The sequence below is a fragment of the Onishia taeanensis genome (genome assembly GCF_013349955.1).
Classification (GTDB): domain Bacteria; phylum Pseudomonadota; class Gammaproteobacteria; order Pseudomonadales; family Halomonadaceae; genus Onishia; species Onishia taeanensis_B.
In genome coordinates this window covers 332,017-354,774 of the sequence record NZ_JABVXC010000003.1, presented here as the reverse complement: position 1 = coordinate 354,774, position 22,758 = coordinate 332,017, and the positions used below count along the sequence as shown (strand labels likewise).

Sequence of the window (22,758 nt, the reverse complement as noted above, 5' to 3'; positions counted from 1 at the left end):
ATCCCAGTATGTGAACGCTCACTATTGGTCATGCTCAGTCTGCCACCAGTGTCAGGCGGCTAGCACCGTTACCCAGCGGATTGACCTGGACCTGGACGGGGATGCGTTCGTGCATTTCCTGAATATGCGAGATCACGCCGACTCGACGTCCCTGCGCCTGCAGGCCATCCAGCGCTTCCATGGCCAGCGCCAGGGACTGAGGGTCGAGGCTGCCGAAACCTTCGTCGATAAACAGCGATTCGATGGCGAGCTCGCCGGAGGCCATGGAGGCGAGTCCGAGGGCCAGGGCCAGCGACACCAGGAAGGCCTCGCCGCCGGATAGCGAATGCACCGAGCGCTGTTCGTCGGCCATGTCGTGATCCTCGACCAGCAGGCCGAGCGGGCTGCCACCCCGGCGCAGACGATAGCGGGGCGCGAGGTTACCGAGGTGGGCGTTGGCGTGGTCGAGCAGCAGTTCGAGATTGTAGGCCTGGGCAATGCGCCGGAACGCCTTGCCGTCGGCGGAACCGATCAGGGCGCTGATGCGGCCCCAGCGTTGCTGCTCGGCTCGGGCGGCATCGAGCTCGGCCTGAGCGGCCTGCTGGCGGGCGCGGCGGCGGTCGTCGTCGCGCAGGGCGTGCACGGCGTCATCCCGGTTCTGCTGTGCGGCCTCACGCTTGGGCGTTAGCTCAGCGAGCTCTTCGGTAAGCCCTGCCTTGCGCTGCTGAATTGTCGTTGCGGTGTCGTCACTCAGCAGCGCACTGTCGCCCCGGTCATTGTTCACCTGGTCATTTGTCACAAGGTCATTGTCGGGACGCTCGTCACTCTCGTCACTCTCGGCGTCACTGTCTTGGTCGCCGGCTTCATCGACCAGCGCTTGACCTCTGCGGTGTGTAAGTAGCAACTCACGGCGCTCGTTTAGGCTGGCATCGTTGCGCTGAAGGGCCTGTTCTGCGTCGCGGATGTCCCGCTCCTGGCGGTTGGCTTCGTCCTCGGGCTGGGCCAGCAAGCGGGCGAGGGTGTCGTCATCCAGCTCTGGGTTTGCCTGGCGCCATTCTTGAAGCTCTCGCTCCAGGGGCTCGCGTTCCTCTTCAAGGCGTTTTAGCTGGGCGGCTTCGTGGCGTTCTTGCTGCGTCAGCTCGCCCTGGCGGCGCTCTGCCTCATGCAGGGCTTCCAGGGCACTATTGTGTGCCTGCTGGGCGTTGGCTTGCCGGTTATCTAGCTGTTGCTGCCAGGCATCGGCGCTGTCATGTTTGCCGAGCCGTTGATTGAGTTCGCGGGCAACTTCGTCGCGCTCTCGCTTGAGGGGCGGCAGTCGTTCGGAGAGTGCCAGAAGCTCCGTTTCGATGCTTTTCCGTTGGGTGTCCAACTGCGTCAGGTTTAGCTCGTCCTGTCGTAATGCTTCCTGAAGCGGTGCCAGTTCGGTTTCGGCGCGAGTCAGTGCCTCTAGTGCCTGTTCATGGTGCTGGCGGGCGCTGTCGTTCTGTTGGCGCTGCTGGTTCAGCCAGGTCTCGCGCTCGTCGGCATCAATGGCCTCGAGCTCGGCGCTTAGCGGCTGTTCAGCCAGGCCCTTGTGTGCACCGGTCAGGCGCTGCTCGGCGGCCTGAAGATCGCGGCGCTGCTGCTCGAGGGAGCTTTCCAGAGCGCGGTACTGGCCCAGCAATTCATCGCGGGCCTGCTGGGCCTGTTCCCAGTCGCTCTGTGCCTCGCTGAGTTGGTGCTCCTCGTCGGCCTGCTGGGCGGCGAGCTGCGCGGCTTCAGGGGTTGCCGGTGGCTGGTGACGCCAGGGGTGGTCGTGGCCGCCGCATACCGGGCAGGGCGTGTTTTCCTGAAGGCTCTCGCGCAGCTTGATCACGCTCTCGCTACGCACGGCCCGGCTGCGCTCGATAAAGGCCTGCACGCTGGTGTAATGCTGGTGTCGTTCATCGAGCCGTTGCCGCGCGGCCTTGCCCTTATCCATGAGCTGGGCCTTGCGCGCCTGGTCACTCTCCAAGCGCTTTACCAGCGATTGCCGGGCATCAAAGGCCTGCTGGTATTCCTGCCAGCGACTGTGCAGCGTGTTTAGGGAGAGCTGGCGCTTAGCGGCCTGGTCGTGGGCCTGCTGGGCCGCCTGGCGGGCGTCGCTTAGCTGGCTGTGCTCACCCATCAGCTCTCGAAGCGTTGCCTGCCATTCGTCGCGATGGCGCCGGTGTTCCTGCTGCTGGGCCTCGGCCTTGCGGTAGGCCTCATGAACCTGGTTGGCCTGACGCTGGTACTGCTCGTGGCTCGTTTCAATGTCCGCCAGCCGCTGAGTCAGGCTGTCGCGTCGCTGGGCCAGCTCCCGGGCCTGGCGCAGTAACGGCTCGGCGTCCTTGCGTGCCTGGCTGGCCGCGGTCAGTGCTTGTCTGGCCTTGGTGTGTTCCTGAGCAGCGCTTTGTTGCGCCGCCTGGGCGTCTGCCTGTGCCTTTCGGGTGCTGGCAAGGGCTTTTTCGAGCCGGTCGATCTCGCCGGGCAGTTCGGCCTGGCGGGCCAGCCGGTGGCGCTTCGGGGCGATCAGGCGTCGCCATGCCTGGTCGGCGCGAGCGGGGGCGAGTGCCTGCCAGCGGCTTTCGGCCTCTTGCTGCTGCTGGCGGCCTTCCCGGTAGGCTTTTTCCAGCCGTTCATCCGCGCTATGCCATTGCTGGCGGGCCTCCAGGCGTTTGGCTTCTTGCAGCCTGGCATCCAGCTCGCGTTCGGCGGCATCAACGCTGCGTTCCAGCTCGGCGCGAGCGTCGGGTTCGGCGGGCAGGTCGTCGGCGAGGTGGGTGTTGAGTTCGGTGACGGCTTGATTCGCGGCCTTGGCGCGCTGGAAGGCGGCGATGGAAAGCTGCGAGTACTCGGCGGTATCGGTGAGCTTTTCGAGTAGCTCGCTTCTGGCATTGTCGTCGGCCTTGAGGAAGGCGGCGAACTCGCTTTGGGCGAGCATGACGGCGCGAGTGAACTGGTCGAAATTGAGCCCCAGGCGTTCCGGCAGCAGGTCCTTGAATTCATTTTTCTGGGCGGTCAGCAGGCGGTCGTCGTCGAGGTCAGTAAGCGATTGCTCCGCGCCTTGCAGGCGGCCATTGGGTTTGCCGCGAGCACGGCGGACCGCCCAGCGGGCGCGGTAGCGGCGACCATCGCGGCCCAGAAAGTCGACCTCGGCATGGCCCTGGCTGGTGCCGCGCCGCAGCAGGGTGCGGGGGTCGAAGCTGGTCACATCGGTGTCGCCGCTGTCCGGCACCCGGGCCTGGTCCTGGCGGGCGCCGCGCAGCCGCGGGGTGTTGCCATAAAGCGCAAGGCACAGGGCGTCGAGCAGGGTGCTCTTGCCCGCGCCGGTGGGGCCGGTGATGGCGAACAGGCCGGCGTCCCTGAGGGGCGCGGCGGTGAAGTCGAGCTCCTGGCTGCCGGAAAGCGAGGCGAGATTTTCGAGGCGGATGGCGAGAATCTTCATGTGTCGGCCTCCGCGTCCATCACATCCTGCATCAGCAGCGCGAAGTCGCGTGTTACCTGGTCATCGGCGGGTTCGCCGTACGCTTCTTCCCAGGCGCGGGCGAACAATGCCTGGGGGCCCAGGCTATCCAGCGTGACGCGGCGTGAGCCGGGCGCCTCGCCGCCTGCCTTGGGGTAGCGGGTGTGGATGCGCAGCAGGCGCAGCGCGCGGCCTTCCAGGGCGGCATCGACCCGGCCGCGTAAATCGGGCTGTGGGCCGTCGAGGTCGATACGCAGCTCGAGCCACGGCCAGCGCTCGGTGGCGAGGTCGGGGTCGTCATCGAGGGCCTCGAGCTCGGCGAGCACGCTTTCAAGGTCGGCGGGGCCCAGGCGCTTGAGCTCAACGCTGCGGGGAATCAGCAATGTTTCGGTAGCGGCGAGGGTCTCGCCTTCGAGAACGACTTCGACCACCTGGTGGGGGTAGTCGACTTCGCTGAAGTCGAGCGGAATGGGGCTGCCGCTGTAGCGAATGCGCGCTTCGCCAACCTGCTGGGGTCGATGCAGATGGCCCAGTGCCACATAGGCGATATCGTCGGGAAAGAGGCTCGCCGACAGCGATTCTTCGCCACCGATCACGATCGGCCGCTCGCTACCCTCGGATACGGCGGCGCCGCGCAGGTGGGCATGGCTCATGGCGACCAGGGCCTGATCCGGCTGGCGCTTGTCGCGTGCGGCAGCGATCAGCTGTTCATGGACGGCGCTGATGCCGGCTACGTAGTCATTGCGCTTCTCGTCATTGCGTGCCGCACCATCGGCGTCCTTTCGCTCGCCCTCGTTCGCCGTCAGGCCCGTGCGACCGGTGACCTCGGCAGGGCGCAGGAAGGGCAGCGCCAGGCACCAGGCGCGGGTCTCGCCGGCGGCATCGGTGAGAGGAACGAGCAGGCGCTCGGCATCGAGCTGGCCGTCGTCTTGCCAGTGAACACGGCCCAGGGCATGGGTGTTGAGGCGGCGCATCAGCGGGGCGGGCAGCTCGACCCGATTACCGCTGTCGTGGTTGCCGGCGATCAGTACGATGTCCAGCGACGGCAGGCGCCGGTGCGCTGCGACGATGAAGTCGTAAAGCAGCTCCTGGGCTTTCAGCGAGGGATTGACCACATCGAACAGGTCACCGGCGACCAGCAGGGCGTCGGCCTGGCGGGCCTCCAGCGTCTCGAGCAGCCAAGTGAGGAAAGCCCGGTGCTCGACGTGGCGCTCCTGGCCGTGAAAGGTCTGGCCGAGGTGCCAGTCCGAGGTGTGAATCAGCTTCAAGGCGGGCTCCGCATCGTCCATGAATGGCTGAGCACCATCATACTGCCAATGGGGAAGCCGCTGCAGGTGCCAGCGTGGATTGGTGTACGTGGATTTAGCATTCAGCGCTTGGGGAGACGGCGCCCTGTGGCAACTTGCAAGGGCGAGGAATGTGAACTTGACTGCAGGATAAAATCTAAGGATGCAGCCTATGATGACTAACCCGCTAACCAGCAAGCGGCCCACCAACTTGGGTATCCACCAGGGGCGTCTCGCCAGTTGCGATAAACGCCGAAGCAGCGTTTCAAGCCAGGCGGAAGATAAGGCTCACTATATCGCGCCACTGGAGCCGGGCGACCGTACGACGGCACAGTTGATGAAGCGCCTGCAGACGGCCCTTGCCGGCTGTGAGCAGGCCGAGGTCATCACGGTTACCGACACTTATCTGCATGCCGAATGCCATTCACCGCTGGGGTTCATCGATGACCTGGAATTCTTCTGGTCGGATGAAGAGGGCGTCTGCCATGTGCGCAGTGCCTCGCGTCTCGGCGTGACCGATCTTGGCAAAAACCGTGCGCGGGTCGAGAAGATACGCATGCTGCTCGAGGGCTGGGGTTTCTGCGATTAACTCAGATGATGCCACGACACGGCGCTGGCCACTGACGGCCGACCTCCACGATTGGGCGCCGGAACCTCGTGAGGCCATCGCGCTGCAAAAGCGCTTGGCGTCTCGACTTGAAGTAGCGGACCGGCTACCCCGCGAGGGCCAACGGCCAGCGGTAGAGCGTATTGCCGGTGTGGACATCGGTTTCGAGGACGGCGGTGCGATCACTCGCGCCGCCGTCGTCGTATTGTCCTGGCCCGGGCTTGCGGTGCTCGAAGAGGTCGTGCATCGCGAGCCCACGCGCTTTCCCTATGTGCCGGGGCTACTGGCCTTTCGTGAAGTGCCGGCGGCACTGGCTGCGTTCTCACGGCTTTCAAGCCGCCCTGATCTGGTGATGGTAGACGGCCAGGGGATTGCTCACCCGCGACGGCTCGGTATCGCCGCCCATCTGGGCCTGTGGCTTGATCTACCCACCCTGGGTATCGCCAAGAAGCGACTCTGTGGCCGCCATGGCGAGGTGCCCGACAGGCGTGGCGACTGGACGCCGCTGTTGGATGGCGATGAGGTCATCGGCGCAGTACTGCGCTCGCGCCTGAACGTCAAACCGGTGTATGTGTCGCCGGGGCATCGGCTGTCGCTGGCATCGGCCGTCGAGTGGACGCTGGCTTGCCTGGGACGCACCAAGCTTCCCGAACCCACGCGACTGGCCGACCGCCTGGCATCGCGGCGAGGGCGCAGGTCTGGCAGCGGTCAGACTTGAGCTTGAACAGGCGCTGTGTCTCGCCGTATTGCGACAGGCGCCATTCATGATGGGCCACGCTCGAAGAGAGCCGATCGGCTACAATGTGGCTCTTCACATTTTCCTGACACTCTCCTGCCGACGAGCCGCCGATGACCTCCGCTTCTTTATCGTCCACTACCGTTATCGGTGAGCATGCGCTTGCCAACCGTGCCCTTGCCGATCAGGCCATCGCCGCCTCCCGCGCTTGGGTCGAGGCCATGGTAGTAGGCCACAACCTGTGTCCCTTCGCCGGTCGCGAGGTGCAGCGCGATACCGTTCGCTACGTGGCGGTGTCGGCCCATGACTGGAGCGAGACCCTGGGTGCGCTGCTGGCCGAGTGCCAGCGACTCGACGAGGACGCCAGCCTTGCGACCACGCTGCTGGTGCTGAGCGATGGGGTAAACGACTTCGACGACTACCTGGATTTGCTAGGCGTTGCCGAAGCGCTGTTCGAGGAACAGGGTTACGAGGGTATCTATCAGTTGGCGAGTTTTCACCCGGACTATTGTTTCGACGGCGTCGCGGAAGACGATCCGGCCAACTACACCAATCGCTCGCCCTGGCCGATGCTGCATCTCCTGCGCGAAGACGCCATTGCCGAGGCACTAAGCCACTACCCCGACCCCGAGGCTATCCCTGAGCGCAATGCTGCGGCCATGACAGCACTGGGTGGCGAGGCGCTGGCAAGCAAGCTGGCGGCATTGATGAAGACAGGTGAGCCACGCACTTGAAAGGCGGCACTTGATTCGCACCACCACCGTCGCCATTGATGGTGGTAGATGTTGTTTACGGGCCTTCATCCCGAGGGCCTGACTCCATAGGAGGTGACATGCCGCAGATCACCCGTGCCGGTACCCCCGTCGAGGTCGATGGTGACCTTCCCCAGAGCGGCCAGTCAGCGCCGGCTTTTACCCTGACCAATCAGGCGCTTGAGGACGTGACCCTTGGCGACTATGCAGGCAAGCGCAAGGTGCTCAACATCATCCCGAGCGTCGATACGCCGACCTGCGCCACCTCGACGCGCAAGTTCAATGAGTATGCCTCTCAGCTCGATAATACTGTGGTGCTGGTGGTCTCGGCGGATCTGCCGTTCGCCGCCAAGCGCTTCTGTGGCGCCGAGGGTCTGGACAACGTCGAAACGCTCTCGACGTTTCGTCATCCCGATTTCCATAAAGCCTATGGCGTGGCGCTCTCTTCCGGGCCGATGACCGGGCTTACCGCGCGTGCGGTCGTGGTCATCGATGAGCAGGACCAGGTGATCCATAGCCAGCTGGTCGGCGAGCTGAAAGACGAGCCTGACTACCAAGCGGCCATGGATGCCCTGGGGTAAAGGCATCTATCTTGGCGCCTGATGGGAGTGACGTATTACGCACCCGTATTACGCACCCTGGTCTGGCGCCTCGGGCAAGCATTCTAAGCGAATGCTTTGAGTAAGTACGCGGAGCGAGTACCTTGAGTGAGTATCTGGTGTAAGTTCATCGAGTCAGTCGCTTGAGTCGTCGCTCTAGCCAGCACCTTCAAACGGTAAATCAGCCCCTTCACGAGCCGCACGATCCGTACTCATGATACGTACCAAGGAGACAGTATGAGCATCAAGAAGAAAGGTTCTGCAGAATGGCAAGGCAGCCTGAAAGAGGGCAAGGGCACGGTTTCGACAGAAAGCGGTGCACTCTCCTCTAACCCCTACGGCTTCAAGCAGCGCTTCGAGGGCCAGGCCGGTACCAACCCTGAAGAGCTGATTGGCGCCGCCCATTCCAGCTGTTTCTCCATGGCGTTTTCGATGATGCTTGGCGAGGCCGGCCTCGAGCCTGAAAGCATCAAGACAGAGGCCACCGTTAGCCTCGATCAGGACGACAGCGGTTTCACCATCTCTGCCATCCACCTGAGCTGCGTGGCAAAGATTCCCGGTGCCGATCAGGCCACCTTCGATGATGCCGCGAACAAGGCCAAGGAAGGGTGTCCGGTCTCGAAGCTGTTCAATGCCGAGATCACGCTGGATGCGCGCCTGGAAAGCTAACGCCTAGATCGGCGACCAGCCTGGCTCGCCCAAGCGCTAGCCATGGTTAGTAAAAAGAGTGGGTAAAAATGGTGGGTAAAAAATGAGCGTCTGCTAACGCTCAATCAAACGACGGCCACCCCGGGATCCTGGGGTGGCCGTCGTCGTTTCGGCAGGGCTTCTTGTCAGCCCTGGCGGAAAGCGTGCGCAGCACGAATGGGGCGAAAGAACGCTTCGTCAGCAGCCTTGGAAGTTGCCGGGAGAGCGTTCAGGCGGCAGCGTCGACCAGTGCTCGGATCAGTCGCTGCTGGGGGCGGTTGAAAATCAACCATTCGGGGTGCCACTGCACGCCCATCAGGAAATCATGCTCCCGGGATTCGATACCCTGCACCAGGCCGTCCCTATCTCTTGCGACGATTTCGATGCCGCGACCGGCATCCTGTACCGCCTGGTGGTGGAGGCTGTTGATGCGACACCAACTGACGCCGAGAATACGATGCAGCTTGCTGTCGGCGACGATGTCGACGGTCTTGCGCGGCAGCACGGTGCGCCGGCGCTTGAGCCCCTCGTAGGTGGTGTATATGTCGCTGTCCAGGGTGCCGCCCATATAGACGTTGATCAGTTGGGCACCCCGGCATATGCCGAGCACTGGGCAGCGGCTGGGAATGAAACGCTCCAGCAGGTCGAGTTCCAAGGCGTCACGTTCGGGGTCGACGCGGACGTCGAAGCGTACTTCGCCGCCGTAGAGGTGCGCCTCTATGTCGTCGCCGCCGCCGATGATCAGGCCGTCGAGTGTTTCCGGCACCGGCCGCGACGGCGATAGCCTCAGTGGGCGGCCGCCGTGGCGCCAGACCGCCAGCCAGTCGAAGAACCAGGCGAGGCGGCTCTTGCGGTCCGAGGTGGTGATACCGATCAGTGGCCGGGTCATTCGTCCTTCATCCAGTGCTTGAGCTTATCGAGCCAGCGTGACATGGACGAGCGGGCATGATGGGTAAGGAAGTCATTGGCGCGCTCGGCGAGCCGTTCGGGGTCTGCGGCGAGGCGCTCTACCGTCAGCCAGCGGTTCCACTCCACCACCGAGCCCCAGTCCCTGGCCGAGAGGTGGGCGTTGGGCAGGCGGTAGTGGAAGGTCGGCCGCGGCTTGACCAGCTCGTTCTTGAGCAGGGCACTGGGATGGTCCGGCCGCAGCCAGGCGAACAGCGGCAAGAAATCGACTTCGCGGTTGCGGGTCGGGTTGTCGTGCAGGTAGTCAGCAATCAGGGTGTCGAGGTCCGGCGCATAGTCGGGGTCGAGCACCTTGAGGGCATAGGCCTTGGGGAAGGGGTTGGCGTGGGGCAGCACTTCGCGGGTGATGTCGATATCGATCTGGTCGCGCAGCCAGGGGGCCAGCAGCAGATAGGCGCGCAGGTGAGCGAGCAGGCTGTCGATATCGGTGCCCGGCACCTCGGGATTGAGGTGTAGCCCGAAGCCGTAGAGCAGGCTATCGTCGGTGCCCTTGGCGCCATGCTGGCGCAATGCGTCGAACAGGGTATCGAGTTCGCCGAGTTCATTCCAGGGTACCGGTGGACAGACGATCTCGGTGGGCACTAGGCCGGCCACCACGTCACCCAGCAACTCACGCGAGCGCGTGTGAAGCTCGATATGCCACTGGTGCCGCTGGCGGGCCCATTCGTCGTCGCTGCTGGGTTGGGCGGCGGTTACCTTGTCGTCCGGGTGCACCATTTTGGCATCGAGCTCGATGGTGAACTCTCCCCAGCGGGTGTCTCTCACACGCCAGCGATGTGGGCTGAGTGCGATGACTTGGCCGCCAAAATGCTCGGCCACCAGATTCGCCGCTGAGGCTGGCGAGACACAGGCAAATTCTATCTCGACGCCGACACGGCGGAGATTGCCTTCCCCGGTAGTGGTAACAGGGGGCGATTGCGGATCCATGCCACACTCCCGTAAGCCTGAATTGGCCTCGCAAGCCTATCATACCTCGACCGGCGACCCACTAGGGGCGCTGGTGCTGACCGGTAGGCAGTGGCAGGATGCCTTGGCGTTGGCATTCCTTTACTCTGACGACTTGGCAACATGGTCCTTCTCGATAACAGGCCTTCTTCATTTTCTCGCTTTCTTTTCACTTTCAGTCACGTAGGGAGTCTTCATGAGCGAGCCAGCTCCATGCTCTTCGCTTGTCAGCCATCGGTTGATCTGGGGACTGATGGCCCTGTTGACGATGCTCATGCTGTTACTGCCATCGATGGCGCAGGCACAGGCGCCGGGCCTGGGGCTCACGGGACTTGCCGATGACTCATCCAGCAGCCAGCCGGACCCCAAGGCCGTGGTCGAGTCATTGGACACCGTGATCGCAACGCTCGACAACGCGGAGCGGCGAGGTGCTCTGCTGGAGGAACTGAAAGCGCTGCGCGACAGCACTGCTCAGGTCGAGGGGGGGAGTTCTGATGCCGGGCCTCAGGGATTGCTGGGCGCTTTGGCGGATACCTTCAACGAACTGGGGGAACGGGCCGATGAGGGAAGGTCACCGTTCGACCTGTGGCAGCAGCGACTGATTCAGGCCTGGCAGGATGTCGGGGAGCTTGCCAGTAGTGCCGGTAACGCGGCGTTGCTGCGCTTGGCCGTTGAAGCCGCCGTGATGCTATCGGTGTGGATCGGGTTACTGCTATCGCTGATGGCGCTTGCCCGTCTGCTGGTGGGCCGCTTCGGCGTGCCGCTGGAACTGCCGCGAGAACCCAAGGCTTGGCTGCTTGGTGTGCATTTCCTGCGCCGTCTGCTGCCCTGGGCGGTGGCCTTTGCCATCATGCTGGCGCTGTCGCAGTTCGTGGACCCCAACGCCGCGGTCAGCCTGGCGCTGGTTACCGCCTATGTGTCGCTTTGTGGACGATTGCTGGCATCGGCGTGCGAGGTGGTGTTCTCGGCGTTCACTCGCGGGCATCGTTATATCGCCGTGCGTTTCCTGCGGGCCAGGGCCCTGCGGCGACTGTTCCTGATCGGGGCATTGATAGCGCTGGGTGACGCGCTGGATTCTGCTCAGCTGGTTGCCCAGTTGGGAAGCGATCTGGCGGGCTTCCTGTCGATCGTCACCAACCTGCTGGCGGCGATGATGAGCGGTATCTTCATTCTGCGCTTCAAGCAGCCGATCAAACATTTGATTCGCAACCGTCCGTATTCGCAGCGCAAGGCGCAAAGCACGATCAATTACGTGGTGCGGGTGCTCGGCGGCCTGTGGCATGTCCCCGCCCTGCTGCTGGTGGGCGTTTCGCTGGTGGCATTGTTGATCACTGTCGGCGATGCTGGCGGTGCCTTGCCTCGGGCGATTGGCACTGCGGCGCTGCTGATTCTGACGCTGGTGGTCAACGGGCTGCTGCGCCGATACGGCGCGACGCTTGAAGGACGCAGGCGCATTTCCCAATACCGGCGCCGGCTTGAGCGTTTTGGGTATGCCCTGGCGCATATGCTGTGCTGGGCGATCTTTGCTGAGCTATCGATGCGAGTCTGGGGCGGTTCGTTACTTGGTGTCGGCCAGGAGGCGGCCGGTGCACGTATCGGTCAGGCGTTGATCAGTATCGGTTTCACTCTGCTGATAGCGTGGCTGGCCTGGATCTTCGCCGATACCGCTATCCAGCGGGCGCTGACGAGTTCGGCACGCTCCCGCGGGCGGCGCGTCAACAGCGCCAGGGCGCAGACCATTACCCCGCTGATCCGCAACGTGGTCTTCGCGACCATTGTGGTGATCGCCTCGATCGTTGCTCTTGCTAACCTGGGGGTTAACGTCACGCCGCTGCTGGCCGGTGCCGGTGTGATCGGCCTGGCGATAGGCTTCGGTGCTCAGACGCTGGTGCAGGATCTGATTACGGGGATCTTTATCTTGGTTGAGGATTCGCTGGCCATTGATGATTTCGTCGATCTGGGCGGTCACCTGGGCACCGTCGAGGGGCTGACCCTGCGCACTGTGCGCCTGCGCGATCTCGATGGCATTGTTCATACCATCACCTTTAGCCAGATCAAATCGATCCACAACATGTCGCGGCAGTTCGGCATCGCCCTGATGCGCTTACGTATTCCCCATGGGATGAAGATCGATGATGGCATCACGCTGGTGCGTGAAGTCGCCGACGATCTGCGTCGTGATCCCCTGATGCGTCATCACATCTGGTCGGCGCTCGAGATGCAGGGCATCGAGCGCTTCGAGGAGGGGGCGGCAGTGCTGCGCATGCGCATGCGCACGGCGCCGGTCATGCAATGGGACGTGGCGCGCGCCTTCAACCTGCGCTTCAAGCAGCGCCTGGAAGAAGATGACCTGGATCTTGCGATGCCGCGTTTGAGCGTGCAGATGGAAGGTCGCGGCGGTGAAGCGCTGGATGAGCAGGCGCCGGAAGCGGCAACCGAGACCGGGAGCGAAGACTCTGGGCTTGATGTGCTGGGACGTTCGTCGGGCGAGGCCGGGCGTGGCAGGGCGCCCGGCGCTCCTCGCCACCAGGGGTCGCCTGGAGACGGCTAAAAGGCTCGAAGTAAGGTGAGCGCGGGAATAGCGGGTACAGGTTCTGTGCGGCTATTGCCGAGATGAGCGATTGGCGGTGGTGTGCGTTCAGGCCAGCCAGTAATGGTAGAGCGCCGCGCCTGCTGCTGCGCCGAGCACTGTGGCCCCGACCAGCAGCATCGCCAACAGCCAGGGGGCGCGCCACTTCCGCCAACCGTCGTGCAAGCCGACGGCGCGCTCGACACGTGCAATCAGCAGGTCGTGACGGGCGCCGGTATTGTCCGGCGGCAGCGAGAAGTCGTTGGCGGTACTGTCTTGCCAGAAGGGGCCGTGGGTCAGGCCGAGTCGTGCGCGCAGCAGGCCGATATCGCATAGGGTGCCGTGCAATGCGTCGTATGCTTCACGGTGCTCGGGGACGCCCAGCACTACTTTGGCATCGGCCTTGAGGGCGCTGTGATGGCAGGCCTCAATAGCCCGCTGGATGTCCTTGTCGCTGGCATCATGGGGTAGCCCCAGTCGCTGATAGAGGTCCCGCATGCTCAGCTAGCCCGCATTAGATATTCATAGGCGTTCTTGATCCGCTGGAAACGCTGAGAGGCGGTTGCCATGCGTGCCTCGCCCTCGGCGAAGAAACGGTCGGGATGGTGAGTCTGGGCCATGCGGCGATAGGCCTTGCGAATCTCGCCACGGCTAGCACCGGGAGGCAAGCCAAGCACCGCCAGGGCGCGGTGGGCGCGCGCATCGTTGGGGGGCGTCTGTTGTTGCCAGCGCCGGTTATGGCTCTCGTTGCTGCGCTCCTGGCGGGCTCTTTCCTGTCTCGTTCTTTCCTGGTCCTGCTGCGCTCTTTCGCGACGAGCCCTTTCTTGGCGAGCATTCTCCTGGCGCTGCCTCTCGCGCTCGCGGGCTTCCTGTTCGCGTCGCTCGCGCTGCCGGCGAAGCTCTTGCTCCTGTCGCTCACGCGCTTCCTGCTCGCGGCGTCTCTCATCTTGCTCGTGTTGACGCGCTTCATCCCGCTGGCGCTGGTGTTCCTTGGCCAGCCAGTAATCGCGGCGGCTGGGGTCCTCGGGAACGGCGTAGGGTCGCCCTGCCTGTTCGGCATATAGCGTGGCAAACAAGGAGGGGATGACGCCCAGCAGGTCGGCCAAAAAGCGCAGCACATGATGTTGAGAAATGCTGGGTTCGCCGTCGGCGACGGACAAGGCGATCGCCTGGCGCAGAAAGGGGTAGGCCTGTTCGCCACCACGGTCCTTTTGCATCACCTCGGCGGCGAGCTGAATGGCGTCGAAGTCCTGACGGTCGGCCAGGGTGAAGATCGGGGCCAGGTCATGGCCGTGGCGGCACTCGCTGGCCAGTGACGTGAGTTCACGGCGCTGTGCTTCAGTCAGAGGTCCCCGCGAGGCCATCACCCAGGCAAGCAGCAGTAGCCCGGCGGTATCGGCTTGGCTGCGGCTGGTCAGCAGTAGGGTCTCGAAGGGATTGAAGCGACCGCTGGGCATTCTGGCTCCGAAATGTCTCACGGGACAATTATTGTCATGGTGTGGCATCTGCAGCCGTGAGGCGTCGACAGCCGGGGACTACTTATACCGATCACTAAATGCTTATCCAAAGAGTATCGGCGTTGGGCGTCAGGGCTTTAATCCATCCAACGGCCCCATCGGCATGCTACGTCGAGGGGGAGGCGCTTTCCAGCCTAGGGGCCTGGGTCAGTTGCTCATCGGCGAGGGCTTGCCGATGTTTTCTGGGCCGAAAGAATCGGGCAGCAGGGTCTCCATGTCGTAGCTCTTGAGTACCTGTCCCTTGGCGTCAAGCACATGAACGCGTGTATCCGGGGAAGCAAACTCGCGAATGCGCTGTCGACAGTCGCCGCAGGGCGTGCACAGGTGCTCGCCCGGGCCTATCACGTAAAGTGCGGCGATCTGTCGGGTGCCTGAAGAGACCATGGCGGCAATCGCCGAGGCCTCCGCGCACAGCCCCTTGTAGTTGGCGATCTCGACGTTACAGCCGAGGAACCATTCCCCTTGGGGCGTTTGCAAGGCGGCACCCACTGGGTGCTGGGAATAGGGTACATAGGCTCGATCGCGGGTGGCGATCAACTGCGCACACAGCGAGGCATCGAGGGTGACGGAAGCGTCGGGCATGGGAGCGGCTCTCCTGGCAGTACGCGTTAGGCGCTACTTCTTCTGGGTAGGGCGCGCCGACTGAGTGCGCTTTTCCAGATTATCGCTGAGCAGACACCATCTCGCCCACAAGTCATGGCTGATGGCAGACGCTCAATCAAAATCGCCCCGGCCAGCAGCGCGGGGCGGTAGAGGGAGCGGAGGGCGGAGGCTAGCCGGCAGCCAGCGCAATAAAGAAGCCCGCGATGGTGGCCGACATCAGGTTGGACAAGGTGCCCGCCAGCACGGCCTTGACCCCGAAGCGGGCAATCTCGTGGCGACGCCCCGGTGCCAGGCTGCCCAGGCCGCCGAGCAGAATGGCGATCGAGGACAGGTTGGCAAAGCCACACAGGGCAAAGGAGAGGATCGCCACGGTATGTGCCGACATCGCCGCCCCGGTCGCGGCAACCATCTGTTCGCCTTCGATGTAGGGCGCCAGGTTGATGTAGGCGACGAACTCGTTGACCACCAGCTTCTGGCCGATGAAGGAGCCGGCCAGGGTGGCTTCGCTCCAAGGGATGCCAAGCAGGAAGGCCAGCGGCGAGAATAGCCAGCCCAGCAGCTGTTCGAGGCTCAGCGATTCAAGGCCGAACCAGCCACCGACGCCGCCGAGAATGCCGTTGACCAGTGCAATCAAACCGATGAAGGCCAGCAGCATGGCGCCGACGTTGGCCGCCAGACGCATGCCGGAGCTGGCGCCGGAAGCGGCCGCATCCAGCACGTTGGCCGGCTGGTCTTCATCTTCGATGTGCTGAATCGCCTCGGCATCGTCATCCTTGGGCGTCTCGGTCTCCGGCATCAGCAGTTTGGCGAACAGCAGGCCACCCGGCGCCGCCATGAAGGAGGCCGCGACAAGATATTCCATCGGAATGCCCAGCGCCGCATAGCCCGCCAGCACCGAGCCTGCCACTGAGGCGAGACCGCCACACATCACCGCAAACAGCTGCGAGGCGGTCATGTTGTTGATGAAAGGGCGTACCACCAGCGGTGCTTCGGTCTGGCCAACGAAGATATTGGCGGTGGCCGACAGCGACTCGGTGCGTGAGGTGCCGAGTACCTTTTGCAGCGCGCCGCCGAGCAGGCGGATGACCCACTGCATGATGCCCAGGTAGTAGAGCACCGCAATCAGTGACGAGAAGAAGATGATGACCGGCAGGACCTTGATGGCAAAGATGAAGCCTACCGATGAAGGGTCGGCCAGTCCCCCGAACAGGAAGTCGATGCCGTCGTTGGCATAGCTCACTACCTGACTGACGGCATCCGAGATGGTCTTGAGGACGGACTGGCCGAACGGCACGTACAGCACGAAGGCGCCGATACCGGCCTGGATGGCGAAGGCACCACCGACGGTGCGCAGGCGGATAGCGCGTCGGTTGCTGGAGAACACGAGGGCGATCAGGATGAGCGTCGCCATCCCCACCAAGCTCATGATTATGGTCATGGGAAGTCCTTCATGGGAGCGAGTGCGGCCCGATCCGAGAGACGTCTCGGGCCCTGGGCATTACAGGAAGTTGTATTTGAGCGTGTAGATGACGGCGTTCTGATAGTCCTCGGGTGTGCCCAGCTTATTGTCCGAGTAACGGTATTGAACGCCGGTGGTCACGCTCGAAATCGGGTGCCACCATAATGAAACCGCTCCATTGGTGCCAACGCTTTCCGCCTTGTCGCCGACATAATTCTGCGCGAGGTAGTCGTCGTCGCGGGCGAAGGTCTGTTCGTGCCAGTTGGTGACGCTGAACTGCTGGCCGAGTGCCTCGAAGCCATAGCCCAGTACCCAGCCGGCCATGTAACCGTTCATGCCGGTGTAACCATCACTCTGCACGCGTGCCGCACCCAGGAAGGGCTTGAACCATAGGCCGTTGTCGAAGGTGTGGATATAGCCGACGCCCAGGATCTGGTCCTGTTCGCGACCGTTGTAGCCATAGTCGCGGAAGTCATAGAGATGAGCGTAGATCGTGAAGGGCGAGTCACCCAGATAGATATGGGAGGTGAGTTTACCGGCGGTACGGAAGTTGTCCTTGCCGCCGCTCTCTTCGTCGAACTGATCGTTGCCCGGATTCTCCAGATCGAAGAAGCCATAGAACTCACCCCAGGCGAAGCCGGCGCCGCCCTCGAGTTCGAGAAAGGTGAAGTCGCTCTTGGCGGCGTTGGTCGAGGTGCGTTCCTCTGTGCCGGCGGACCAGTCGAGGTAGTTTACCGAGACGTTGGCGAAGGACCAGACCGGGTCCATGTCTGCGGCCTGGAGCGGCGCACTGCAGAATGCCAGAAGGGCGCTGGTGCCGAGCAGCGTGGACGCTCGGCGCAGGGAAGGGGAGGGCATGATAGTCATTACCTTGGTTTGTCTATTGTTTTGGGAGTGCGTGTTTGGACGTGCGCGCTTCGAGAGTGCAATTTTGGTCACGCGTGTTGCGGGAACGCCGGAGCACACGGAGGAGCAGGAACCTGCTGATGGAAATAATACCAAATGGCATGAGGCATCTAACAATTTTTTGCACCACTGCCAGGTTGCGCGCGCTCATGCTTAGTCGCCAGCTCAGTGAAACGGCTGGGCGAGCCGATTGTGCTGATGAACAAGTAGAGTCAGCAGGGCATGTTGTCGCATGCTCGAGGCTATCCGGCATGCATTTCGTCCCACTCTTCCTTCTCAGCCATCCTTAGTGGCGCTTCATGTTAAGCTTTTCCGGTGTCCCGCATCGCCTCACCTGTGCGCTATCTGCGACACCCCTGCGACAAATTGTCACTGTTGCGTGGGGGGTATTTCTCCGAGGATACGCGGTCAGTGTAGCCAGACCTGTGTGGTAGCTGAGCACTTGCTCATAAGGTCTTGTTGCGATGCGTGATAACCCTTAGCTGCATCGGATGCTGCTTGTGGTCATGGATGAGGACCCAAGACGTGTCGATTGTGGCATTTGTTGTGCGCATACATTAGCCGGCTAATTTTCAACCAGTACTAATCTTCCAACCAGTACTGAAGTTAGCCTGATTTCGTGCCCTGACGAGGTCGTAGGATGAGAAGAAAGAAGTACTTACGTGTGCTGAGTCCGCTGGTGCTCGTGTCGCTTGCCCTGTTACTGACAGGGTGCGACTCGGCGCTGATGGATCCTAAGGGGCAGGTTGGGGAAGAGCAGAGGACCCTGATCCTGACCGCGTTCGGCCTGATGCAGATCGTCGTCATTCCGGTGATCGTGATGACCCTCGTCTTCGCCTGGCGCTATCGTCGCAGCAACCGGAATGCCACCTATCGCCCCGACTGGCATCACTCCAACAAGATCGAGGTCGTGGTCTGGTTCGTGCCCTGCGTGATCATCGCCTTCCTGGCGGTGCTGACCTGGTATACCTCCCACAGCCTCGACCCGCACAAGCCCATTGAGCCGACCGCTGAACAGCAGGAGCCCATGGAAATCCAGGCAGTGTCCCTGGACTGGAAGTGGCTGTTCATCTACCCGGAGCAGGGCATCGCCACGGTCAACGAGCTGGCCTTCCCCGAGGACACCCCGGTGCGGTTCCGCGTCTCCTCCGGCTCGGTCATGAACGCCTTCTTCATTCCGCAATTGGGCAGCCAGATCTATGCCATGGCGGGCATGGATAATGACGTTCACTTGGTCGCGGATGAGCAGGGTGTCTATCCCGGCCGCTCCACCAACTACAGTGGCGCCGGCTTCTCGGACATGACCTTCGATGCCCACGTCGGCTCCCAGGAGGACTTCGAGGCCTGGGTGACCGAGGTACGCGAGTCGTCCGAGTCCCTGACCTTCCCCGAGGAGTACTACGACCTCGCAGCGCCCTCCGAGGATGCCGAGATCCAGTATTTCTCCGAGGTATCCCCGTCTCTCTACGAGAGCATCATCAAGAGCTTCCAAGCCGGCGGTGACCACGAAGCGCGTGTGTCCGAATTCGCCGACAGTTACGCCGAGGGCTTCGGTCACGGTTCGGCCCACAGTGACGACGAATCGGCCGAGTCTCACGGCAAGCCCATGAGCGCGGAGGCAGCGGAGTAAATTATGTTCGGAAAACTCAGTCTCGAGGCGATCCCGACCGATCCCATTGTCTTGACGACCATTGTGGCCATCGTCCTGGGGGGGGGGGCGCTGACGGCCGCCATCACCTACTTCAAGAAGTGGGGCTACTTGTGGACGGAGTGGATCACCTCCGTCGACCACAAGAAGCTCGGCATCATGTACTTCATCGTCGCCCTGGTGATGCTGCTGCGCGGCTTCGCGGACGCCATCATGATGCGCTCCCAGCTGGCCATGGCATCCGCAGGGGCTGAGGGCTTCCTGCCGCCCTCGCACTACGACCAGATCTTCACCGCCCACGGCGTGATCATGATCTTCTTCGTCGCCATGCCCATGGTCATCGGCCTGATGAACCTGGTGGTGCCGCTGCAGATCGGTGCGCGTGACGTGGCCTTCCCCTTCCTCAACAACCTGAGCTTCTGGTTGTTCGCGGCGGGCGTGGTTCTTGTCAACGTGTCACTCTTTGTCGGTGAATTCGCCAAAACCGGCTGGCTGGCCTATGCGCCACTATCGGGACTCGATTACAGTCCCGGGGTTGGGGTGGATTACTGGATATGGGCGTTGCAGATATCGGGTATAGGCACGACCCTGACCGGGATCAACTTCTTCGTCACCATCCTCAAGATGCGCACCAAGGGCATGACGATGTTCCGCATGCCGATCTTCACCTGGACCTCGCTGTGCGCGAACGTCCTGATCATCGCCTCCTTCCCGATCCTCACCGCGACCATCGCGCTGCTGACCCTGGATCGGTACCTGGGCATGAACTTCTTCACCACCGATCTCGGTGGCAACATGATGATGTACGTCAACCTCATCTGGGCCTGGGGCCATCCTGAGGTGTACATCCTGATCCTGCCGGCCTTCGGGGTCTTCTCCGAGGTCATCGCGACCTTCGCCAAGAAGCGCCTGTTCGGCTACAACACCATGGTCTGGGCCACGGTGGCGATCACCATCCTGTCGTTCGTGGTCTGGCTGCACCACTTCTTCACCATGGGCGCCGGGGCCGACGTCAATGCCTTCTTCGGCATCATGACGATGATCATCGCCATCCCCACCGGGGTGAAGATCTTCAACTGGCTGTTCACCATGTACCGCGGTCGCCTCGAGTTCACCTCGCCGGTGCTGTGGACCCTGGGCTTCATCATCACCTTCACCCTGGGGGGCATGACCGGCGTGATGCTGTCGGTGCCGGCGGCGAACTTCGTGCTGCACAACAGCCTGTTCGTTATCGCCCACTTCCACAACGTCATTATCGGCGGCGTGGTATTCGGCATGCTGGCGGGCCTGACCTACTGGTTCCCGAAGGCCTTCGGCTTCACCCTGAATGAAAAATGGGGCAAGCGTTCCTTCTGGTGCTGGTTCATCGGTTTCTACGTGGCCTTCACGCCGCTCTACGTGCTGGCCTTCTTCGGTGCCGTGCGTCGCATGCAGTCCTACAGCAACCCCGAGTGGCAGCCGCTGATGATCGTGGCCTGGGTGGGTGCGCTGATCATTGCGGCCGGCATTGCCTGCACCTTGATCCAGTTCTACGTCAGCATCCGTGATCGCAAGCAGAACCAGGACGTCACCGGCGATCCCTGGGACGGCCGCACCCTCGAGTGGGCGACCTCCTCGCCGGCGCCGTTCTACAACTTCGCGCACCTGCCTGAAGTACACGGTGTGGATGGGTTCTGGGAGGCCAAGAAGGCCAATGGTGGCGTGCCGCCGATTTCCGAGCCGCCCTACCAGGATATCCACATGCCGAAGAATACTTGGGAAGGTCCGATTATCGCGCTCTTCGCCACCATCTTTGGTTTTGCTCTCGTGTGGCACATCTGGTGGCTGGCAATCGTCGGTGGCATCGGTATGTTTGCAACCTTCATGGCGCGGATCTTCAACGATGACGTCGACTACTACGTCCCTGCGGCGGAAGTGGAGCGCATCGAGCGCGAGCATCGTCAGCGCTTGAAGCAGAAGGGTGATCTCGCGCACTCAACTCGGCTGGAGACGCAGAGCTAATCATGGCAACCGATACTCTTAGCAACCAAGGTCATGCCCACGGGCATGACCACGATCACCACGACGATCATCACGATACCGCGGGCACCAAGATCTTCGGTTTCTGGGTCTACCTGATGAGCGACCTGGTGATCTTCGGGTCCCTGTTCGCCACCTACGCCGTGCTTCTGAGAGGCACGGCCGGTGGACCGACACCGGGTGAGATCTTTGATCTTCCGCTGATTTTGATCAGTACCTTCCTGCTGCTGATCAGTAGTTTCACCTATGGCATGGCCGTGCTAGCAATGAATGCTGGGCGGGTGGTTCAGGTGCAAAAGTGGTTGATCATCACCTTCCTGCTCGGGGCTGGTTTCATCGGCCTGGAGCTCTACGAGTTCCAACACCTGATCCATGAAGGCTTCGGGCCGGATCGCAGTGGCTTCCTGTCGGCCTTCTTCACCCTGGTCGGTACCCACGGCCTGCACGTGACCTTCGGCCTGATCTGGATCCTGGTCATGCTGATCCAGCTCAAGAAGCAAGGCCTGACCGAGGTGACGCGCCCGCGGATCATGTGCCTGAGCCTGTTCTGGCACTTCCTCGACATCGTCTGGATCTGCGTCTTCTCCTTCGTCTACCTGATGGGAGTCCTGTGATATGAGCGACTCACACGCGTCTCACGACCACAGCCATGGCAGCGTCAAGTCCTATGTGATCGGCCTGATCCTGTCCATCGTCCTGACCATCATTCCCTTCGGGGCGGTGATGGCTGGTTCCTTCGACACCGCGGTCACGCTGCTGATCATCGTGACCACCGCGGTGGCCCAAGTGCTGGTGCAGCTGGTGCTGTTCATGCATATGAATACCAAGGCCGATGAGGGCTGGAACTTCATGTCCTTCGTCTTCACCGTGGCGATTCTGGTCCTGGTCATCGGAGGTTCCCTGTGGATCATGAAAAACCTGCATCTCAACATGATGATCGGCTGACGCAGACGCCCTCCATGCTCAAGGACTACCTGACCCTCACCAAGCCGGGCATCATCGGCGGTAACTTGATCTCCGTTCTGGGCGGCTACTTCCTGGCCGCCCAGGGCGAGTTCGATCTGCCGCTGTTCCTGTCGGCTCTGGTGGGGTTGGCGCTGGTGATCGCCTCCGGGTGCGCCTTCAACAACGTCATCGATCAGGATATCGATGCGGTGATGCAGCGTACCCAGAATCGCCCGCTGGTGCAGGGGCGGGTGACCCCCAGCGCCACGCTGTGGTTCGCCACGGCGCTGGGGCTGGCCGGTTTCGGCCTGCTGGCCCTGGGCACCAATGCCCTGACGGTGGGCCTGGCGGCCTTCGGCTTCGTCATCTACGTCGGCGTCTACAGCCTGTGGATGAAGCGCCATTCGGAGTACGGCACCCTGGTCGGTAGCCTCTCCGGGGCCATACCGCCGGTGGTGGGCTATTGCGCCGTCAGCGGGACCTTCGATACCGGTGCCCTGACGCTGCTGACCATCTTCTGCCTGTGGCAGATGCCGCACTCCTATGCGATCGCCATCTTCCGCCTGGAGGACTATCGCGCGGCCTCGATTCCGGTGCTGCCGGTGGTGCGCGGCATCCACCGCGCCAAGCATCACATCCTCGGCTATATCCTGGCCTTCATTCCGGCGACCCTGGCGCTGAGCATTGCGGGCTATGCTGGCCCCGGCTACTTCATCGTCGCTTTAGGTATGGGCGTCTATTGGCTGTACCTGGCGTGCAAGGGCTATGGTGCCCAGGACGAAGAGCGCTGGGCCAAGAGCGTGTTCGGATTCTCCATTCTCACCATCACGGCGCTGAGCCTGATGATGTCGGTGGATGCCGCCTTGCCCGAAGCGCCGCTGTTGTGGACCTCGCTGCGCTGATCTGACCCGGATCTCTTTCTGAGCTCTCCCTGAAGAGCCCAAAGCGTTGAGACGACGGTGATAACCGTCGTCGACGCTTCCCCCTTCCTTCTGACTATACTGCTGATAAGACACACTGCATGTGTGTGCTTGGGGTCGGTTCGTGACGATCTCTTCTGCTGATAGAT

At 62.4% G+C, this 22,758-nt stretch carries 20 protein-coding genes; 11 read left to right on the top strand and 9 right to left on the bottom strand.

What is annotated here, in order from left to right:
• Window positions 1–34: 34 nt before the first annotated feature.
• Together HUS66_RS06340 and HUS66_RS06335 are read right to left on the bottom strand one after the other, a co-directional pair.
• Window positions 35–3,427 (bottom strand): AAA family ATPase, encoded by a 3,393-nt coding sequence (locus HUS66_RS06340; RefSeq protein WP_175070093.1) that lies wholly within the window; start codon window positions 3,425–3,427, stop codon window positions 35–37.
• Complete coding sequence (locus HUS66_RS06335) at window positions 3,424–4,713, bottom strand: exonuclease SbcCD subunit D C-terminal domain-containing protein (protein ID WP_254628719.1); 1,290 nt, start codon at window positions 4,711–4,713, stop codon at window positions 3,424–3,426. Before HUS66_RS06335 ends, HUS66_RS06340 begins: the two co-directional genes overlap by 4 nt.
• A 190-nt stretch (window positions 4,714–4,903) precedes the next feature.
• Between HUS66_RS06335 and HUS66_RS06330 the strand changes: the two genes are divergently transcribed.
• From HUS66_RS06330 to HUS66_RS06310, 5 genes are all read left to right on the top strand, one after another.
• Window positions 4,904–5,320, top strand: a complete 417-nt coding sequence (locus tag HUS66_RS06330; protein ID WP_217487935.1) for a DUF1499 domain-containing protein — start codon at window positions 4,904–4,906, stop codon at window positions 5,318–5,320.
• A 31-nt stretch (window positions 5,321–5,351) separates the two neighbouring features.
• Window positions 5,352–6,056: a deoxyribonuclease V gene (gene nfi / locus HUS66_RS06325; protein WP_175070130.1), complete on the top strand. Its 705-nt coding sequence runs from the start codon at window positions 5,352–5,354 to the stop codon at window positions 6,054–6,056.
• 131 nt (window positions 6,057–6,187) lie between these two features.
• Window positions 6,188–6,808, top strand: coding sequence for a DUF1415 domain-containing protein (locus tag HUS66_RS06320; protein ID WP_175070091.1), 621 nt, complete (start codon window positions 6,188–6,190; stop codon window positions 6,806–6,808).
• A gap of 98 nt (window positions 6,809–6,906) precedes the next feature.
• Complete coding sequence (tpx, locus tag HUS66_RS06315; RefSeq protein WP_175070090.1) at window positions 6,907–7,407, top strand: thiol peroxidase; 501 nt, start codon at window positions 6,907–6,909, stop codon at window positions 7,405–7,407.
• Window positions 7,408–7,662: 255 nt separating this feature from the next.
• Window positions 7,663–8,094, top strand: coding sequence for an OsmC family protein (locus HUS66_RS06310; RefSeq protein WP_175070089.1), 432 nt, complete (start codon window positions 7,663–7,665; stop codon window positions 8,092–8,094).
• 247 nt (window positions 8,095–8,341) lie between these two features.
• Here HUS66_RS06310 and HUS66_RS06305 read toward each other — a convergent pair whose 3' ends face one another.
• Window positions 8,342–9,001, bottom strand: a complete 660-nt coding sequence (locus HUS66_RS06305; protein ID WP_112054108.1) for a gamma-glutamyl-gamma-aminobutyrate hydrolase family protein — start codon at window positions 8,999–9,001, stop codon at window positions 8,342–8,344.
• Entirely contained in the window at window positions 8,998–10,005 is a 1,008-nt protein-coding gene (locus HUS66_RS06300; protein WP_175070088.1) for an amidoligase family protein, read from the bottom strand. Before HUS66_RS06300 ends, HUS66_RS06305 begins: the two co-directional genes overlap by 4 nt.
• 214 nt (window positions 10,006–10,219) lie before the next feature.
• Here HUS66_RS06300 and HUS66_RS06295 point away from each other — a divergent pair, with 214 nt between their 5' ends.
• A complete protein-coding gene (locus tag HUS66_RS06295) occupies window positions 10,220–12,574 on the top strand; it encodes a mechanosensitive ion channel family protein (protein ID WP_254628718.1) in 2,355 nt (784 codons plus the stop codon).
• Window positions 12,575–12,661: 87 nt separating this feature from the next.
• Here HUS66_RS06295 and HUS66_RS06290 read toward each other — a convergent pair whose 3' ends face one another.
• The 5 genes from HUS66_RS06290 to HUS66_RS06270 form a co-directional block, all read right to left on the bottom strand.
• Window positions 12,662–13,090, bottom strand: a complete 429-nt coding sequence (locus HUS66_RS06290; RefSeq protein ID WP_175070087.1) for a hypothetical protein — start codon at window positions 13,088–13,090, stop codon at window positions 12,662–12,664.
• A gap of 2 nt (window positions 13,091–13,092) precedes the next feature.
• A complete protein-coding gene (locus tag HUS66_RS06285; protein WP_175070086.1) occupies window positions 13,093–14,049 on the bottom strand; it encodes a J domain-containing protein in 957 nt (318 codons plus the stop codon).
• 207 nt (window positions 14,050–14,256) lie between these two features.
• Window positions 14,257–14,691, bottom strand: a complete 435-nt coding sequence (gene cdd / locus HUS66_RS06280; protein WP_175070085.1) for a cytidine deaminase — start codon at window positions 14,689–14,691, stop codon at window positions 14,257–14,259.
• A gap of 190 nt (window positions 14,692–14,881) precedes the next feature.
• Window positions 14,882–16,150: a NupC/NupG family nucleoside CNT transporter gene (locus HUS66_RS06275; protein ID WP_175070084.1), complete on the bottom strand. Its 1,269-nt coding sequence runs from the start codon at window positions 16,148–16,150 to the stop codon at window positions 14,882–14,884.
• A 60-nt stretch (window positions 16,151–16,210) separates the two neighbouring features.
• Window positions 16,211–17,029, bottom strand: a complete 819-nt coding sequence (locus HUS66_RS06270) for an outer membrane protein OmpK (RefSeq protein ID WP_425340072.1) — start codon at window positions 17,027–17,029, stop codon at window positions 16,211–16,213.
• 688 nt (window positions 17,030–17,717) lie between these two features.
• Here HUS66_RS06270 and cyoA point away from each other — a divergent pair.
• Genes cyoA through cyoE form a run of 5 tightly spaced genes read left to right on the top strand, consistent with a single transcriptional unit; the run spans window position 17,718 to window position 22,591 of the window.
• Complete coding sequence (gene cyoA / locus HUS66_RS06265) at window positions 17,718–18,707, top strand: ubiquinol oxidase subunit II (protein ID WP_175070082.1); 990 nt, start codon at window positions 17,718–17,720, stop codon at window positions 18,705–18,707.
• 3 nt (window positions 18,708–18,710) lie between these two features.
• Complete coding sequence (cyoB, locus tag HUS66_RS06260) at window positions 18,711–20,726, top strand: cytochrome o ubiquinol oxidase subunit I (RefSeq protein WP_175070081.1); 2,016 nt, start codon at window positions 18,711–18,713, stop codon at window positions 20,724–20,726.
• Window positions 20,727–20,728: 2 nt separating this feature from the next.
• Window positions 20,729–21,358 carry a cytochrome o ubiquinol oxidase subunit III gene (gene cyoC, locus HUS66_RS06255; protein WP_136253381.1) on the top strand — a complete coding sequence of 210 codons (630 nt, stop codon included), beginning with the start codon at window positions 20,729–20,731 and terminating at the stop codon, window positions 21,356–21,358.
• A 1-nt stretch (window position 21,359) separates the two neighbouring features.
• Window positions 21,360–21,689: a cytochrome o ubiquinol oxidase subunit IV gene (cyoD, locus tag HUS66_RS06250; RefSeq protein ID WP_136253380.1), complete on the top strand. Its 330-nt coding sequence runs from the start codon at window positions 21,360–21,362 to the stop codon at window positions 21,687–21,689.
• A gap of 14 nt (window positions 21,690–21,703) precedes the next feature.
• The gene (cyoE, locus tag HUS66_RS06245) at window positions 21,704–22,591 is read left to right on the top strand and encodes a heme o synthase (protein ID WP_175070080.1); all 888 of its coding nucleotides are present in this window, start codon (window positions 21,704–21,706) and stop codon (window positions 22,589–22,591) included.
• The last annotated feature ends 167 nt before the right edge of the window (window positions 22,592–22,758 follow it).